This is a genomic window from Streptococcus sp. KHUD_013, from assembly GCF_052588545.1.
Genome location: NZ_CP186264.1, coordinates 1420101 through 1436121, shown reverse-complemented (window position 1 = coordinate 1436121; position 16021 = coordinate 1420101). Strand labels below are relative to the sequence as shown.

The 16021-nt window shown below is 38.3% G+C and carries 26 protein-coding genes; all 26 read left to right on the top strand.

Annotated elements, in window-relative coordinates; translation table 11 throughout:
• Positions 1 to 23 precede the first annotated feature (23 nt).
• The 26 genes from ACOXXR_RS06815 (at position 24) to ACOXXR_RS06690 (ending at position 15848) form a co-directional block, all read left to right on the top strand.
• The gene (locus ACOXXR_RS06815; RefSeq protein WP_117745049.1) at positions 24 to 353 is read left to right on the top strand and encodes a PadR family transcriptional regulator; all 330 of its coding nucleotides are present in this window, start codon (positions 24 to 26) and stop codon (positions 351 to 353) included.
• Positions 350 to 1180: a hypothetical protein gene (locus ACOXXR_RS06810; protein WP_117745048.1), complete on the top strand. Its 831-nt coding sequence runs from the start codon at positions 350 to 352 to the stop codon at positions 1178 to 1180. The genes ACOXXR_RS06815 and ACOXXR_RS06810 overlap by 4 nt, the downstream gene beginning before the upstream one ends.
• A 100-nt stretch (positions 1181 to 1280) precedes the next feature.
• The gene (locus ACOXXR_RS06805) at positions 1281 to 1517 is read left to right on the top strand and encodes a DUF2829 domain-containing protein (protein WP_000141913.1); all 237 of its coding nucleotides are present in this window, start codon (positions 1281 to 1283) and stop codon (positions 1515 to 1517) included.
• On the top strand, positions 1510 to 2208 hold the full coding sequence (locus ACOXXR_RS06800) for a 3-oxoacyl-ACP reductase (protein ID WP_023026505.1): 699 nt from the start codon (positions 1510 to 1512) through the stop codon (positions 2206 to 2208). Before ACOXXR_RS06805 ends, ACOXXR_RS06800 begins: the two co-directional genes overlap by 8 nt.
• A gap of 176 nt (positions 2209 to 2384) precedes the next feature.
• The gene (locus tag ACOXXR_RS06795) at positions 2385 to 2723 is read left to right on the top strand and encodes a DUF7716 domain-containing protein (RefSeq protein WP_023026507.1); all 339 of its coding nucleotides are present in this window, start codon (positions 2385 to 2387) and stop codon (positions 2721 to 2723) included.
• Positions 2724 to 2775: 52 nt separating this feature from the next.
• Positions 2776 to 3336 carry an SUKH-4 immunity protein gene (locus ACOXXR_RS06790; RefSeq protein WP_023026509.1) on the top strand — a complete coding sequence of 187 codons (561 nt, stop codon included), beginning with the start codon at positions 2776 to 2778 and terminating at the stop codon, positions 3334 to 3336.
• 19 nt (positions 3337 to 3355) lie between these two features.
• Positions 3356 to 3868 carry an Imm26 family immunity protein gene (locus tag ACOXXR_RS06785; protein ID WP_042361005.1) on the top strand — a complete coding sequence of 171 codons (513 nt, stop codon included), beginning with the start codon at positions 3356 to 3358 and terminating at the stop codon, positions 3866 to 3868.
• A gap of 16 nt (positions 3869 to 3884) precedes the next feature.
• On the top strand, positions 3885 to 4511 hold the full coding sequence (locus tag ACOXXR_RS06780) for a hypothetical protein (protein ID WP_023026511.1): 627 nt from the start codon (positions 3885 to 3887) through the stop codon (positions 4509 to 4511).
• A 172-nt stretch (positions 4512 to 4683) separates the two neighbouring features.
• Positions 4684 to 5331, top strand: coding sequence for a hypothetical protein (locus ACOXXR_RS06775; RefSeq protein WP_258025870.1), 648 nt, complete (start codon positions 4684 to 4686; stop codon positions 5329 to 5331).
• Positions 5332 to 5344: 13 nt separating this feature from the next.
• Positions 5345 to 5785, top strand: a complete 441-nt coding sequence (locus ACOXXR_RS06770; RefSeq protein ID WP_023026515.1) for a hypothetical protein — start codon at positions 5345 to 5347, stop codon at positions 5783 to 5785.
• 97 nt (positions 5786 to 5882) lie between these two features.
• A complete protein-coding gene (locus ACOXXR_RS06765) occupies positions 5883 to 6167 on the top strand; it encodes a hypothetical protein (RefSeq protein WP_023026516.1) in 285 nt (94 codons plus the stop codon).
• Positions 6168 to 6221: 54 nt separating this feature from the next.
• Entirely contained in the window at positions 6222 to 6785 is a 564-nt protein-coding gene (locus ACOXXR_RS06760; protein WP_445278323.1) for a hypothetical protein, read from the top strand.
• Between the two features lie 37 nt (positions 6786 to 6822).
• Positions 6823 to 7221 (top strand): NTF2 fold immunity protein, encoded by a 399-nt coding sequence (locus tag ACOXXR_RS06755; RefSeq protein ID WP_023026520.1) that lies wholly within the window; start codon positions 6823 to 6825, stop codon positions 7219 to 7221.
• Positions 7222 to 7309: 88 nt separating this feature from the next.
• Positions 7310 to 8239, top strand: a complete 930-nt coding sequence (locus ACOXXR_RS06750; RefSeq protein WP_023026522.1) for a hypothetical protein — start codon at positions 7310 to 7312, stop codon at positions 8237 to 8239.
• A 247-nt stretch (positions 8240 to 8486) separates the two neighbouring features.
• Positions 8487 to 9179 (top strand): Imm43 family immunity protein, encoded by a 693-nt coding sequence (locus ACOXXR_RS06745; RefSeq protein WP_120702239.1) that lies wholly within the window; start codon positions 8487 to 8489, stop codon positions 9177 to 9179.
• 100 nt (positions 9180 to 9279) lie between these two features.
• The gene (locus tag ACOXXR_RS06740) at positions 9280 to 9600 is read left to right on the top strand and encodes a hypothetical protein (protein WP_445278322.1); all 321 of its coding nucleotides are present in this window, start codon (positions 9280 to 9282) and stop codon (positions 9598 to 9600) included.
• A gap of 50 nt (positions 9601 to 9650) precedes the next feature.
• Positions 9651 to 10196, top strand: coding sequence for a DUF4304 domain-containing protein (locus tag ACOXXR_RS06735; protein ID WP_023022580.1), 546 nt, complete (start codon positions 9651 to 9653; stop codon positions 10194 to 10196).
• Between the two features lie 132 nt (positions 10197 to 10328).
• Complete coding sequence (locus ACOXXR_RS06730) at positions 10329 to 10691, top strand: hypothetical protein (protein WP_224781601.1); 363 nt, start codon at positions 10329 to 10331, stop codon at positions 10689 to 10691.
• Between the two features lie 208 nt (positions 10692 to 10899).
• The gene (locus tag ACOXXR_RS06725) at positions 10900 to 11259 is read left to right on the top strand and encodes a hypothetical protein (protein WP_023022583.1); all 360 of its coding nucleotides are present in this window, start codon (positions 10900 to 10902) and stop codon (positions 11257 to 11259) included.
• Between the two features lie 64 nt (positions 11260 to 11323).
• The gene (locus ACOXXR_RS06720; RefSeq protein ID WP_445278321.1) at positions 11324 to 11911 is read left to right on the top strand and encodes an SMI1/KNR4 family protein; all 588 of its coding nucleotides are present in this window, start codon (positions 11324 to 11326) and stop codon (positions 11909 to 11911) included.
• 22 nt (positions 11912 to 11933) lie between these two features.
• On the top strand, positions 11934 to 12251 hold the full coding sequence (locus ACOXXR_RS06715; protein WP_270288821.1) for a hypothetical protein: 318 nt from the start codon (positions 11934 to 11936) through the stop codon (positions 12249 to 12251).
• A gap of 304 nt (positions 12252 to 12555) precedes the next feature.
• Positions 12556 to 13161 (top strand): DUF6707 family protein, encoded by a 606-nt coding sequence (locus ACOXXR_RS06710; protein WP_195348141.1) that lies wholly within the window; start codon positions 12556 to 12558, stop codon positions 13159 to 13161.
• Between the two features lie 145 nt (positions 13162 to 13306).
• Positions 13307 to 13786, top strand: a complete 480-nt coding sequence (locus ACOXXR_RS06705) for an NUDIX hydrolase (protein ID WP_445278320.1) — start codon at positions 13307 to 13309, stop codon at positions 13784 to 13786.
• Between the two features lie 7 nt (positions 13787 to 13793).
• Entirely contained in the window at positions 13794 to 14522 is a 729-nt protein-coding gene (locus ACOXXR_RS06700) for a GNAT family N-acetyltransferase (protein ID WP_023026532.1), read from the top strand.
• A gap of 41 nt (positions 14523 to 14563) precedes the next feature.
• The gene (locus ACOXXR_RS06695; protein ID WP_042361007.1) at positions 14564 to 15466 is read left to right on the top strand and encodes a putative PEP-binding protein; all 903 of its coding nucleotides are present in this window, start codon (positions 14564 to 14566) and stop codon (positions 15464 to 15466) included.
• Positions 15408 to 15848 carry an ASCH domain-containing protein gene (locus ACOXXR_RS06690; RefSeq protein WP_023026536.1) on the top strand — a complete coding sequence of 147 codons (441 nt, stop codon included), beginning with the start codon at positions 15408 to 15410 and terminating at the stop codon, positions 15846 to 15848. The genes ACOXXR_RS06695 and ACOXXR_RS06690 overlap by 59 nt, the downstream gene beginning before the upstream one ends.
• Positions 15849 to 16021: the final 173 nt, after the last annotated feature.

The following is a 16021-nucleotide window of genomic DNA, read 5'->3' as shown; positions in this document are numbered from 1 at the left end:
GGCGGTATAGAAGGGGGAGCAGGATGAAAGAGTCGCAATTGCTCAAGGGTGTCCTGGAAGGTTGTGTTTTAGAAATTATTTCAAAAAAATCTATTTATGGCTATGAATTGATCCAAAGTCTCAAGGAAACCGGCTTCGATAAGATAGTTGCGGGGACCGTTTATCCCTTGCTTCAGAAGCTAGAGAAGCAGGGAGTCATCGTAGGAGAGATGAGGCCCTCTCCGGGTGGACCTGATCGCAAATATTTCTCTCTAACCATGGAAGGAAGAGAGCGCCTAGAGGAATTTTGGTACCAGTGGCAGGATCTGGTCATTAAAGTAGAACGCGTGAAAAAGGAGGGGAAAGCAATATGACATCAGCTATTTATTATGAAGAAACGCAGGCTTTGGTTCAAACCTTTAGCCAGGAGGACCAAGCTTACTTCCAAGATCTCTGGGATTATTTCAATTTCGCTGGTTTCTTATATGAGGAGAGGGCTTTAAGAGAGCAGGTCTATAATTTGGCCCTAGATTTTTCGCAAGCGAGCGGAGATGGATTGACGGCTAAGGACTATTTTGGACAAGATCCCAAGGGAATGGCAGACCAAATCCTAGAGAATATGCCCAAAGAATCCACGCAATCCGTTTTGAAATATGGCGCGATCATCTCGGGAATTGTGATTTTTTATCGCCTCTTAAGTGATTTTGCTTCGCAAGCAGTCCTGGTGCTCAAGCCACTCGTCTATCTAACGGATAGTATTTTAGGTATTTTAGTCGTTGGGTTACTATTCTATCTCCTTCGTCGCCTTATTTTTGCAGAAGAGAAGTCAAAAAAAGCAATTTATGTAGCAGTCGTTTTCGTTCTAGGATTCTATTTCGCTAGTGAGATAGTGGGTGTCCGTTTCTTGCCAGCTATTGCTTGGTTAACAGTGCCAAATCCATGGGATACCTTCCTCATTACAGGGGCTTGTGCAGGACTTATCCTGTGGCAGTGGAAAGAAGAGTTTGCTCGTGCCTTCATCTTTCCTATTCTGTCCTTCTTAGTAGTGGGATTCTTGCATCGCTGGACCTTGGCGCAAGGAATTCAGAATTCTACCATGACTATCATTCTGCCTACGGTAATCATTGTTATAGGATTGATGATTTACTATTGGTTCACGATTCGCGCCTTGAAAAAGAACAAGACAGAAAATGGTGAATAGAGTGAAAAGGGGGAGGAAACTCCCCTTTTTCTGTTGAAAAACAACGAGCAAGCTTGATTTTTGTTATAATGAAAGGGACTATAAATCAAAGGAGAAGATGATGACATTTGAAGAAATCTTGCCGGGACTAAAGGCAAAAAAGAAATATGTCCGTACGGGTTGGGGTGGAGCAGAGAACTATGTTCAGCTTTTTGATACCATCGAGCAAAATGGAGTGGCTCTAGAAGTGACGCCTTATTTTCTCATTAATGTCTCTGGTGAAGGCGAAGGATTTTCCATGTGGAGTCCAACTCCTTGTGATGTCTTAGCGACAGATTGGGTGGAAGTCCATGACTAAACGGGTCTTGATTACGGGCGTGAGCTCCGGGATTGGTTTGGCTCAAGCTCGTCTCTTTCTAGAAAAGGGCTACCAGGTTTATGGGGTGGACCAGGGAGCTGATCCCCAGTTGCCAGGGGCTTTCCATTTTTTGCAGCGGGACTTGACCTTGGATTTGACGCCGATTTTTGACTGGTGTCCTGAGGTCGACGTCTTGTGCAATACGGCCGGCGTTTTGGATGACTACAAACCACTTCTTGAGCAAAGCGCTCAGGAGATTCAGGAGATCTTTGAGATCAACTATGTGACTCCGGTAGAGTTGACAAGGCATTATCTGACTCAAATGTTGGAGAAGAAGCAAGGGATCATCATCAATATGTGCTCCATTGCATCTAGCCTAGCGGGTGGAGGCGGTCACGCTTATACCTCCTCCAAGCATGCCCTAGCGGGCTTTACCAAGCAGTTGGCCCTAGATTATGCAGAAGCTGGTATTCAAGTCTTTGGCATTGCACCAGGTGCTGTCAAAACAGGCATGACCGCAGCGGACTTTGAACCAGGAGGCCTAGCAGACTGGGTGGCTAGTGAGACCCCTATTAAACGCTGGATAGAGCCAGAAGAAGTGGCAGAAGTCAGCCTCTTTTTGGCCAGTGGGAAGGCCTCTGCCATGCAGGGGCAAATCCTGACCATTGATGGTGGCTGGAGTTTGAAGTAAGGGCTGAGATAAGCATAAAAGATAAGAATGAAATGAGTCTAGTTGAACAGCTGGACTCATTTTCTATTTTAGCTTTATGGAAAGGAAATCTTATGGTATGATAGCCTAAAAGGGACCTGTAATATGGAGGTCAAATAAAAAAAGCCTTTGGGAAGAGAGACTCAAAAGGAGACGGGATGCGAAAACACCAAGAACTTTCACTAGAGCAGATAATTGAGCAGGTGCGCGTAGATCAATTAGTATCAGATGATTTTTGCCTCTATGGCAAGGAGGATGGAGAACTGGCACTAGCTAGGCTCTATTGGGTATCCGATTATCCGGATGTCGTGGAAGACCGTGATGTCTACCCGACAGAAGTGACGGAGCAAGATCTGCAGCTAGTCTACTATGGAGAGCAGTTGATTGATGTTCTTGCAGTCGCACTTGAGGAAAAACCAAATGCTAGTCACAATGACTTGGTCGAGGCTTTTAATTATTATCAGCAGCATGATAGCTTTATGCCATTTGAAGATTAGCTAGGCCGATTAGAGAAATGGTATTCAATGACTGATAGTGATAAGGAGAAAAATGACAGTCAATATCGATGAATTCGTGAAGGAGCACGGCTTTTCTGTGGTAACTTCAGAGGAGAAACCATTTCGTCTTGATGAGATTCGTTTCAACCTCTTTGCTTATTTAGAAGATTATTCCAAAATGGGTTTTTCTTTTGTTAAAGCAGGTGACGAACTAGTCGAACTAAGGAAAAATCAGGAGAGTTATAGGTTTGTTGGCCGGTGTTTTTTAGGATTTTTTGTCATTGGAGAAGAGGAGCAAATCTTTTTACTTTGCAATCAAGAAGGAAGGGAAGTTTTTCAAGAAGCGAGGATTTATGTCAATTCTTCCTTGCAAGCTTTTGTTTCCTCTTATTCGCTTTTTCTATCAGCACTCTTTCTTTTAAAAGCAAAATTTTATGAAATTGAGCAAGTTGAAGTCGAAGAGATTGCAGTAAACTTGAAGAATCAAGTACTTGCCTTGGAAGCTCACCCTGAACAAGAATTGCCCTTCTGGGAGCACATGGCCTATTTGATAGAAGACGATGGAATTGTACTAAGAGATGATCTCTTTCATATCTTAAATAAAGAGCAGTAGGAATAGAATTAAATTAATCATGGAGAAAAAATTGCCCCAGATAAAGATTCGTGAGTGGAATGAAAAGCCAAGAACAAAACTCCGATTTATTAAAATTGGTGATATTTTTTGCTATCAATTTTTGGAGAAAATTTTTGTATTTGGTCAAATTATTGGAAAAGTGAACGTTGGTCATGTCATCCAATTTTTCGATATCTTTCAAGCAAGTCCTACTATAACAGTTGAGGAGCTAAATCGTGCTCAATTTATAGGTAAGCCCATCATTGTAGATTCTTACACCTTGTTTGATCGAAGTCCAGTATGGTCTTGGCAGATAATTGGTCATCAAGTGGATTTTGATCCAAGCCCTTTTAAGGATTTAGCCTTTAAATGGGGAGATCCAAATGGTCCTCACTTTGGGAAGGTCTGGATAGATGGTAGGACAGAACCTAAGATTTTTTCTAGGGAAGAAGTTGAGGAGCTGGACTGGGAAGCCTGTGTCGGAAGTATAGTTTATAACAGAATATTGGAAGAAGAACTGGCAAGCAGATGAAATAAAGGAGTTTTAGATGGACTATGTAGATGAGTTAACTTCAGGACGTACGCCCTTGGTAAAAAAAGCAGCTAAGAAAATTTTAAAGGGCAAACTAAAAGGATATGGACCATTTTTGCATCAGGCCTTGGAAGGGGAGATGGAAAAACCTAAATCATGGGAATCACAAATGTACTTACTCTACGCCATAGCCGCAACGGATTGTACAGAAGAAGTCACCTATCTCAAGTCATTACTGCTGAGAGACATCCCAACACCTGTAACCTACCGCTCTCTAGCAGTAGCGATTGCTTATTTAGAAAATTTAGAAACAGAGAACTTGTCTTTTGTTTATGAGTCCTTGGAATCGAATAACTTCTCGCAAGTTGCAGGTGCTTGTGCTGCTATTTATATGAAAAAGATAGTACTTAAAGATGATGATTTTAACAAAATTATGTCTTATGTAACTCAGCCTAAATACCTTGAGCATATTGGCAAAGTCACAAATCCATTTTTATTTATTTTAGCAGCATCTTATTTATTTTCTGAGAAAAATCGAGAGAAAATTGTAGACTTTTCCCGTCAGTTCGATATATCTACCGTCAAGGACTTAATCAATGACGTTACAAAAGGAAAGGACGGCAGGAGGATTAGTCTCTTTTAAAGTCTATTTAAAGGAAAAAACTATTACTTATTTAAAAGAGTACAAACATTGGACCTTGACTTAAGGATGGACCTTTATACAAGAAAAACACTGCGAGATCACAAATATGAAGTTACAATATTTTGAACTAGATAGGCCCTATGTGGAAAATCGTCAGAGGATTGAGGAGCTAATGGACTCAGCTACACTAACATACGAGGAAGCTAGAGTTGAGGACTACCGACAGAATTGGAAAGACCTGCGAAGAGAGTTCGTATATAAATCCAAATGTATGACCTCTATGGTAGAGCGCCTCTTCAAACCAGTTGTGACCAAGGATTGTTGGAAAATCATCGTAGAGTGTGTAGATACGATTAGCAATCCAGCTATCATGAACCTACTTGGTGCCTATACTGTCCAGGTCTTATTTGATTTTTCTAGCTATGAAACCTTAAGCCCATTGGATCAGAAAAAGATGCTCTTGGAAGCCTTGCTAAAAGGGGTGAAGCGCGTGTTTCAGGAACTCTCTATTCCATGCTCCTTGATAGAGGATGTACGAAGTGAAATAGAGAAAAATGATTATGAAAATAGCTGGGAGTGGAAAAGGAAGAAGATCCACTCCACGACCTATTCTATTCAAGTGGAGCACCAGCTTGATAAGGTGGATTTGTTTTGGAAGATAGAACATAAGGACAAGACTATCCATCAGTTGATTCAATCCTGCCCTCCTCATGAGATGGATTATGGGGCTAAACTTGGTAAACTGGAAGCAAAAGGGAACTTCCTATATCTGTTGGATAAACAGAATGAGATTGTGAGCAAAATTTCTGTTTCAGAATGATGGAGCAAGAACAATGAGTGACGTAAAAAAGAAATTATCCTTATTAAAAGTGGAAAGACGAATCAAGAGTTTGAAGGGGATAAAGGATGTCCATTTTCTGACCACTAAACCGAAAGAAATTGCTTGGTATTCCGGTGAGTTGAATCCTATAGACTCTCCGATTGCTTGCCTTTATGAGTTTCCTGCCGACCTTATTACTAAAGATCTAAGTAGGTCGATTCAAAGTCTTGTTGGCAATAGCAGTCGGTTTATCCTAGTTTTTTGGGAGTTTTCACCAGTTTACGTCTTGTTTCAAATGGAGTCTTTGGATGAATTTTTGCCCTCTTATTCTACTGAATTTTCTACCAGAGACCTGACACTTTTCTTTCGAGACCAGGAAAAAGTACTGGATCTCCATTTAGCGGAGGATAAAGTAGAAGTGAGAGTCTTGGAGAATAAGGCTAAGAACCGGTAGATTCTATAAATTGAAAATGAACATAGAATTAGTCGATGAAAGAGGCAAAGAGGAAAGAATGCCATTCTTGTAGAGACAAATGGTAAAGGTGGTTCTAATGTGTGAAAAAGAATATTATTATTATGGCAATAGTGAGTTTATGTCAGGTCTAGGAGTTATTTATACAGAGTTTACTGGTCAGCGTGCAAGTCGACAAATTAACGTTTTGAATGGGCACTCTTATGCTTCTTCTTGCCTACAGGATTATGTTCCAGAAGTAGGGTTTCTACTCTATGATGGTCGAAAAGATGAGTTGGATCTATCAGACTCCATCAAGATTAGTCAAGAGGAATTTGAACGAATTTGGACTCAGGCTGTCGCTAGCGGTCAGAATGAAACGTAATCGTCAGTTGAAAATAGCCAAATAGAATCCCAAAAATGTGAGAGGAGTCCAATAATGATGCTTAATTTGTTGAAGGAATTTGTAGAAATCTATCACCTCAACAAGGGCTTGGGAGAGTTAGAATTTACCAGTGAAAGTCTCTATGTCGAAAAGCCAGATTTGTCTGGTCAATTGAAAGAGTTCTACCAGCATTTAGACTTTGATGAAGAAGCTTATTTTAGAGGAGCTCCCTATGATCTTGCTCTAATTCCTCTCCCTCTATGTGAAGCTGCATCAGAAGGATGGCAGGATCCTAGCTGGAAAGAGAGTTATGTGGTTTTTGCTCACATGATGGGGGATGAAGTTATCTTTTGTGACCTCGAGAATAATCTCAGTCCAGTCTATGGGAGAATCCCAGGAGATTCTAAGCTCTATGCTCTCAGTCCTTCTCTCTCTACTTTCTTAACTACTTATATGCTGATGAAAAAGCTAGAAATCACCCAGTTTGAGAACAATATTTATATTGATGAGGATTTATTGGACTATAAAGAGGGCTTCTTGGAGGAGATTATGGCTATTATTAACGAGCATATTCCTAAAGACTATCAAAAGGATTTTATAGACTTTATGATGGGCTGATGATAAAAACCGGAGAATGAGAAAAGTAGGAGGAAACATGACTCATACGAATCTAGCAAAAGAAACCTTACTCCAGTTTATGCAGGCTATGTATTCTTGGGAGAAAAAGGCCACTAGGAGCCTAAGAAACCAAGCCTATAAAGATATGTTGAAGGATGAATTAGCTACTATTTTTGATCAGTTTTGTATATCTAAAAAAACACTCAGAGAAAGGGAAGTATCTTTATCTGTCCGGTTTCCGTTTGACTATAAATTAGAAACACATCCCATCGTTGATGAAGAGCATGACGGGAATCAAGCTTATTTCTACATCAAGGAGAATCGTTCTGGTATAGAAACCCTCTATCGTATTCATATGGTGTTTCAAAAGGGGAAATGGTGGATTGATAAGAAAGAATGGCTTGATAATAGGAAGTGGGTTAATTCTTTTTTGTGATATACATGGATAATGTAGGAAGCCGGGGAGAGATGAACTTCAAAAACACCGGTAGTTGAGAGTAAGAAATGAAATTTTAGAGGTCAATATGAATAAAACACTTTCAAATCAAAAAAGAAAATTAACAAGCATTAGAAATCAAGTACTGAAGGCAAGAGATTTTGCTCTTGAAAAAGAACAGTTTTCTGTGACAGAGGCTGTTTTAAAAGCATTAGAAGCTGGTCAAAAAAGCCTTGAGATCAATTGGGAGGAAAAGGGAAAAACTGAAACCTACACCTATAAACATGTGCGAATGATTCATGTTATTCGATCATATACTTTGGTTGCTGAATTTATAGAAAACAAAACATCAGAAACCTATCAATCTTTGCTAAATGGCTGTTTTTGTTCTGTAATGGGTGATATGGCTTCTGCTAAATATTTAGCTAAAGGTGGCTCAAACTTTGATACAGATATTTGTTTGAATATCTTATTTGCCCTTGCCTATTTAGATGATGCTTATGTAGAGTTTTTAATTGATAAATTAGTCTATTTTAAAGAAGCTCAAGTTGAAAAAGGGAAGCAACCTATTTTCTTTTCATCCAGTAGTTTATTGCCTTTAGTCGTTTTTCTTTATGGAAATGGAGAGCATAATCGACTTGCTAGCCTACTGGAGAATGCTTATGATCCTAAATATAAACCATTGGACTCGAACCCTTATCATAATGTGAATGATGCCTATAAACAGGTTATGGAAACTATTTTTTCAGAGGATGTTGATGTTTTTAGAGAAACAATTTTATCCATGTGTGATTATCATTTAGCGAACACCAAAGATAGTCATTTAGTAGACTTCAATACCTTACTATGGCAGTATTTCCCAATTGAAATCTTAGTTTTACTAAAAGAACGTCAGAAAAGAGGCCTCCCAATCGACGGTCTTAGCCATCCCTTGCTTGATGACTTTTTACCCTATTTCATGGATGACTTTCAGATATCCGAGCAAAATAAGATGATACTTGGAACAATCTTAGAGTAGCAATGTAGAATACATGGAGAAGTCAATAGGAACAAAAGAATTTCAAATAAAAAAAGTAAACGAACAGCAATCAGCAAATACTAAAAGCCAGAGATTTTGCTCTTGATAATGAACAGCTTTCTGTAACAGAGGCTGCTTTAGATGCATTAAAAGCTGGTAAAAAGTATAGAAGTTACTGATAGGGGCAATGGTAAAACCAAAATCTAGAATTATTAATTGTAAAGGTAGATTAAGCTAGGAGAAAACGATGAATTATTATTTTATAATGGATGATAAATCCAATAAGACTTTTAATTTTGATGTTGAATATGGGCGAGTTGATTTTGAAATACAAAAAAAACCTTACGAAGAAGAATGGACTAAACCAATAGATTATATTTACGATCCAAATTGTCCTGATGTGATCTATTATAATTTTGTGAATAAAAAACAATACATAAATAAAATAAATTTTGATTATGATTATTATTGGTATTCCCATGGTTTTATCCTTTCTAAAAAGTTAGCAACCATTTTTAAACAATTCAAGATTCAAGGTCATGTTTGGAAAAAGCTTAAATTTACAGTGAATGGCGATGTCATGGAATCTCCTGACTTTTATCTATTAAAATTTAATACCTATACCAAAGATAATCCTGCTCCTGATTTTATTGATTATGAGAAAACAGAATCATTACCTTCTAAAACGATGTATACAGTTTCAAGAAAACTGGTCTTAAAAGAGGATGTTGACTATGATATTTTTAAGCCTGGAAGGGTTGAATTACTTGCAGCGGCTGGCTTTGTCGTTACGGAGGAAGTAAAAGAAGCCATCGAAACGAATCACTGTGGTCGAGGCATTCGTTTTTTACCGATTGAAACAGCTCAAGAAGAATATTGTAAGAATAGTTTTAAGGATTTTACTAGTTTATTAAAAAGAGCAAAGCCTAAATTACCCTAACATTAAGTATTCCTTTAAAAAATAAGACTCTAGTCTACATCATTCGAGATTTCAGGCAGAAAATATCAGAAGAAAATGCTTCTAAAAGGAGAGATAAGATATGAAGAAAACATACTTTGTTTATCAAGATAGTGGAGCGATAGAAAGGCAAAGTGACGGAGTTGAGTTCTGTAAAATACCGGAGTTTTGTGATGATCGGATCTATTTTTATTGCGATGAATATATGCTTTTTTGGACCTCCATTGAGGATGTAGGTAACATGAATAAAGCTAGGGATTTTAAATTAAAAGATAACATAGTACCAGCAACGCTAGAAGAGATTAGTGATGAAGGATTGATTGGCTACATAGATACAGTGAAACAATACAATATTGAGAATGGAAAAGTTGTAGGAATGATCTATATCCATTTAGACTCCTAGTAAACTGTAACGAACAACTCTTAACATCCTATGAAAGAGCAGGTAATGAAATGAAAGAGGCCAAAGAACTCTTCGTAAAAAATGGCTTTTCGCGACTAAAGCGAACCAATAACTATTATAAAATCAATCATGATTTTTACACGGTGATCTATTTTCAACGAAAATCAGATGGGACTGCCTATTTCGTTAATATTGGCATTCATCCCCTCTTTCTGGACTCGGGACTGTTAGAAGAAGTGGATTGTGCTCTAAGGACTCGATTAGGTTCTATCGATAATAGAAATGGCATGGATCAAGCTGAATTGGAAAATGCTGTCCAAGAGGCCATCGATTTTACTACTCAGTATTCATCGTATCCTACCGTATTTTCAAGCATAAATCCCGAGAAGGATCTTGAGAAGGATGGGTTGCTAAAAGAATTCTCTATCACCAAAGTGAACTTATGCAGATTGTATGTTGAGTATTATGATACCATCGATTCTGAGAAGGTAGCTTTAGATTTTGCAAACTATGGCTTATCCATTACACCTAAGATTGCCTCTGTACCTAAAAACTTCTTTAAAACCTATATTCGTTCGGGAGAAGTTTTAAAATAATATTACCAGTAATTTGAGATTAGGAAGGGATGATGGTCAAAGGGGAGAGTTTCTCAATAAAGTAAGTAATAGTCAAGAATGCTAGTCTAAACCTGTTCAGTAAAGGATGTGTCGCAAAAATTGGGGGAAAAGTTGAAAAGTAGAGATAATTTTCATAGACACTATTTAGTATTGTGGAACCTAATGATGTCCATAGAAAGTAATGTTGTAACCAGTGAAGAGGCTGAGTTTCTATATCCTTTTGATATGAGTAAAAAGGAAGATGTCCTTAAAGTATTTGATGCATTTGTGAAAGAGGATTTCTTGAGCCTAGAAGAAGAGAAGCAGAAGCAAGTGCTTGAGACCATTGAGGATGTTATACGGGCTGGAGATAAAGTGGTTGAGCATTTTTTTGAATATGAATTTGGTTTTGCTTCAAAAGAGCCAAGAAATAAAGTTGCCTTTCTAGAATTGGTTAAGGATATATTAGTCTCTTATTTGTCCATCTCAGACTAGTCATCTATTTTCCTTTGAATTTTAAGAATGAAATTTATGGACTTCGAGGTCGCGTATTTTAAGAGTAGTTGACAGCCTCAACCCAAGACTTAGCTGAGTGAGGATGATCTATTTAAGGTTTATAATCCTCACATGGGAAGAGTACTTACGCAAAATAGCGGATAGGCAAGAAAGAATGGTTTGATGATTCTAAAAGGAGAAATAAGAGATGAAAAACTATTTACTGGATGAAAGGATATTTCAGTATCCTGAATCGTTTAAAAAATTGATCGAACTCAATTTAGTTGATTTTGATATTTGGTATCTGTTAGATTCAGAATGGGCCCTGTCTTTGTATGAGGGATTGCAGGAAAGGTACCCAACCCGAAAGTTGATTCCATTTGCTAAAAGAGGAGATTGTGATGATACAGCTTGTTTTGAAATAGGAAAGGGCAATAAGGTCCAACTCATTCATGATTTTGCTACCGAAGGATGGGAGCAACGAAAAGAGTTTAACGATTTTTGGGAATGGGTGGAATATGCGGTAAAATGCATGATAGAGTATAACAAAGAGGATGGGATTGAATAATCGTAATCTCTTTTCTAGGGACGAAGGAACTCGTCTCTAATGATTTACAAGGCAAGGAGAACAAATGGAAATGATCCCCCAATTATTAAATGAGATTGAAAAATGTCTCCAACAGTTAGATCATCCTTGTTTAGACCATCTTAATTCGGGAATATCTTCTCAAAAAATTCAAGAATTGTTTGAGGAAATCCCATTGCAGCCAACTCAGGACTTGCGTGCTCTTTATACTTGGAGAAACGGGTCAAAAGATTGTGAGGGAATCGCACTCGGTGAGCTGGCATTTTTTCCTGGTTTCTATTTGATGTCTCTGGAAGAAAGTATCCAGACCTATCAGGAGTTGAGGAAGACTTCTACTTGGAATCAATGCTGGTTCCCAATTTTTTCCAGCGGAGGGGGAGATTTTTATGCCATGAACCTAGCTTCAGAAGCTCAGGGACAAATTCTTGGTTTTTATGTATTTGAAGAAGAGACCCAGGTCGAATACCGGTCATTGAAATCTATGCTTGCAACCCTTAAAGCATGTTATGAACAAGGCATTATTTTCCGGAATGAACAAGGCTACTTGGATATGGATTATAGGAAGCATGCTGAGATAGCGCATGACATAAATCCAGAGGTGAAGATATGGCTTGAATTCTTAAAGGAGACGTAAGAGGAATGACCAAGGAGAAAAAATGGCAGTAGTTACTGTATTAAAAAAGATCATTAGACTCTATGAGGAAACAACGTTTATCCCCCAATCGGTGAGTTTTTCAGATACAAAATTAAGTACCCAGTCTTTCAATTTGACAGGAGAATTACTTGATTACTATCAACATATAGTGTTCAAAGAGAATTTATCTTTTGCCAATCAAAATTTTAATATCATTTTGTTGCCATTAGATTCTCCTACCAGGACAGTCGAATGTTGGGCCTTACAAGATGTTCTTCAGTTTAGTGAAGGGCAATACCAGATATGCTACTACAGATACAGACGATATTCTTTTCTGTGATATGCAAGATGAAAGTTCTCCAGTTTACGCGGGCAGGCCTGGAGATCCTATTTTCTACAAACTCAGCGATAGTTTGACGGAGTTTTTGGAGTTCTATTTCGCTTTTTCAAATTTTTGGGGCCAAAGAGAAGATGTCCCTCTGGAGGAATTTATTGCTGGGACAGGTGACTTAATAGAGCACTACCTTTCCCCAGACGTCCAAGCGACAGCGAAAGAATTTCTATTAAGGTAAGAGTGAGCTGAGATAGATTTGCAATTAAAGCCCTTCTCTATAACAAAAAATGAACTGGATAGGAGAAAAGAAATGAATGTTAAAGAACTAATTGAAGAGGTTGAAAATGATGTTGATTTAGCATCCTATATCAGTCTTGTACCCAAAAAGAATAAGAAGACCCAAGCTGTCTATCTCGAATCACTGAATCATCTGGCCTATTTACTTTATCTGGATGGTCAAGAGGAAACGGCTAAGGAATTATTAGATAGGATCATACAGGTTCCATTTGAAGGGAATTTTAACACCTGGACCTTTATTGATAGCTCTCTGGTTTTATTGGCTTATCTGGAAAGAGAGGTAGAAAATCAGGTATTCGTCTATAAAAAACTCCTTTTGTCTCCGTTAGAACAAGGGGAGGAATTAACTCAAAAAATTAGAAGGAGAGTTCATCAGAGATTTTTGAATGGCGATAGCCTGGAGCAAAAGCTTGCAAAAATCGAAAAGGCTCCAAGCCCTGAATCAGAAATGGAACGTCGTCTGCTATACTTGGCAGATTTGTTGAAGATTCACCTCTTTATTACTGAGTCAACTTGTGAAGAGACAGATATTCAGACAAAAATCGAAGAGAATATGGAGATACTAAAGAAGTATATCAAGGAGCATGAAATTTATAGCCTCTTTCCTTTTAAAGGATAAGGTGAGCTAGCAATCTTGGATTTTTATACTCTTCGAAAATCAAATTCAAACCACGTCAGCTTCGCCTTGCCGTACTCAAGTACAGCCTGCGGCTAGCTTCCTGGTTTGCTCTTTGATTTTCATTGAGTATTAGAAAGAATGGAATATGGAAATCAAAAAACACTTTGGTGTATATGGAGTCTGTTTTCAAGACGGGAAACTTCTCTGCATTGAGAAAACGAGAGGACCTTATCAGTATCGTTTTGATTTACCGGGTGGTAGTCAGGAACTCGGTGAGGGGTTGACAGAAACTCTCAAGAGAGAAGTTCAGGAAGAGACAGGATATGCGATAAGCTCTTATTCAAAACCTAGGATTTATGATGTGCTGGTTCAGGAAGAAGGGCAAGATTTCGCAGTACACCATATCATGGCCTTTTATGATATCGTCCTCGATTTCGAACGCTCTCAACAATCCCTTCCTCAGGAGCTTCTTGATGGAAGCAATGATTCAGCAAATGCAATTTGGCTTCCTCTTGAGCAGATGACCGAAGAAAATGCCTCGCCTTTAGTATTGAAGGCCAAGGCGGAGTTACGAGGATTTCCAGAATTAGAACGGACAAGCTATAAGAATTGGAAGGTAAAATAGAGGGATAATGGAACTATTTAAAACATGGAAGAAATATATGGTTCTCTATGGTCTTAAATCTCAAATCGGGACTGTTTATCGAAACAGTGATAGGACAACGAGCTTTTATGATATTGGGAATTTTCTATACCTAGCAGGGGAGCTAAATTCTAGATTTTGGGAAGATTTTGTTAGGCAATATGGTCTAGATTATAGGATTATTATTTCAGAAAATACCAATTGGCAAGATTTTCTGCATCAGAAAGTGGAGCTAATTTCTTTTACTCGTTATTCTTTTAAAGATAAGGCAAATTTTCAAGTTGAATTTCTAAATAATCTAGTTAGTCAGTTAGAGGAAGATTACAATATTGTGCCTATTGATAATCATATTTATGACAGCTTTTCTGAGGAAGAATGGTCACAAGATTTACAAGGGGATTTTGAATCCTATCAGGATTTTGCTTTAAAAGGTGGATTTGGCTTTGTGATTCTTAAAAATAAAGAACTGATTGCTGGGATTTCCTCAGGGTTAGTTTACCAAGGTGCAGTTGAAGTGGAAGTTGCAACTAGACCAAACGAACAAGGAAATGGATTTGCTAAAAAGCTTGGTGCTGCAATGATTCTAGAGAGTTTAAACAGAGATATGTTTCCACTTTGGGATGCTCATAACGAGGCTTCCAAAAAAGTAGCAGAATTTTTAGGATATGAGTTAGTTGAACCTTATGAAGCTTTTGAACTAGAGGGAAGTGTCGTATAATGATATCTGATATTGTATCTTATAAGACGAGGTGAATGGACATGCAAAATCAACTGGCTCTTAGTGGAGAAAAAATTATTGAAAAAGTTTATCTTCAACTATTTCACCACATTGGTATGATTCGTGGGGAATACTTGCTAAGAGAGCTCAACCAAAACATCCTGTTACCAAATTGTCAGCAATTTGTGAAAGATTATCTAGACACTATTTGTCATTTGTACTCAGATGAAGAAGTCTGGTATCGCTTTTCAGAGTTAACAAATGCAGAAGCAAATAGTCTAGACGGGACTAAAGAGTATTTTGACGAACGCCACCCCTTATTTGGATACAGAGGTATCAGGCGTTTGTTGGCGTGTCCAGATGAATTTCAGGCTGAGACAAATGTTGTTACAGAAGTTTTTCAAACCAATCTCAATCTGTCTGTTATTTTTCCTTTTGTCAATGATGCCGAACAATTAAAACAAGCTATTACAGTATTGCGTCAGTATGGTTTTACCGGGAAAGTCGGCACGATGATTGAATTACCATCAGCTTATTTCGACTTGGACAGGATACTGGAAACTGGTATTTCAAAGATTGTAGTTGGAATGAATGATTTAACTTCTTTTATTTTTGCGACTGTGAGAAACAGTCAATGGCATGATATGGAAAATCCAATTATGTTAGATATGCTGAGACAGATGCAGGAAAAAGCAAAGACTAAAAAGATTGATTTCGCTGTAGCAGGTTATCTGAATCTTTCTTTCATACAAAAAATGAATCAGATGGGTATCGAATGTATTCTCCATTACAGCTCTATTCCAGAGATTTTTGATTTAGAAATTGACCATCCAGACCATCTCAAACGCATAAAAGAAGAGAGTAAAAAATTACAAAGGAGCCCCCATGACACCTCAAGAAATGTGGAAAGCCTACAAGCAAATCAACCCCTCGATTGGAGATGAGATAGATGCCTGGGCTTTTGGAGTGGAAGCTGATCTCTTGGCTGACTTAGTTTTAAAAGGTGAAAAGACGGCAACAGCCTCTGCTTACGACCTCTATACACTAGAGGACGAACCCCTTCCCCAAGAAGGGACCTTTGATGTCATTTTAGACAGTCAAGATCAGGCTGTCTGCATTGTCGAAATCACCAAGGTTTCCGTTCAGCCTTTTCATCAAGTGTCAGCTGACCATGCTTACAAGGAAGGTGAGGGAGACAAATCTCTAGCTTATTGGCGTCAGGTTCATGAAGATTTTTTCAAAGACTGCTTTGGAGAAGCAGGGTTGACTTTTACCCCTGATAGTAAGGTTGTTTTAGAAGAATTTCGTAAGGTTTATCCAATATAGGACAAGAGGCTGAGACAAAAGTCCCAGCCTCTCAATTGTCTTTGGATTGTCGAGCAAGACGCAGTGGTTGAGTGGGCTCTACTACGCTGATTTCATCAGCTTTTACAGCCCTGCTCAACTGTGCGGAGGTGGGACGACGAAATCGAATTCTAACGAATGACCGATTTCTTTCC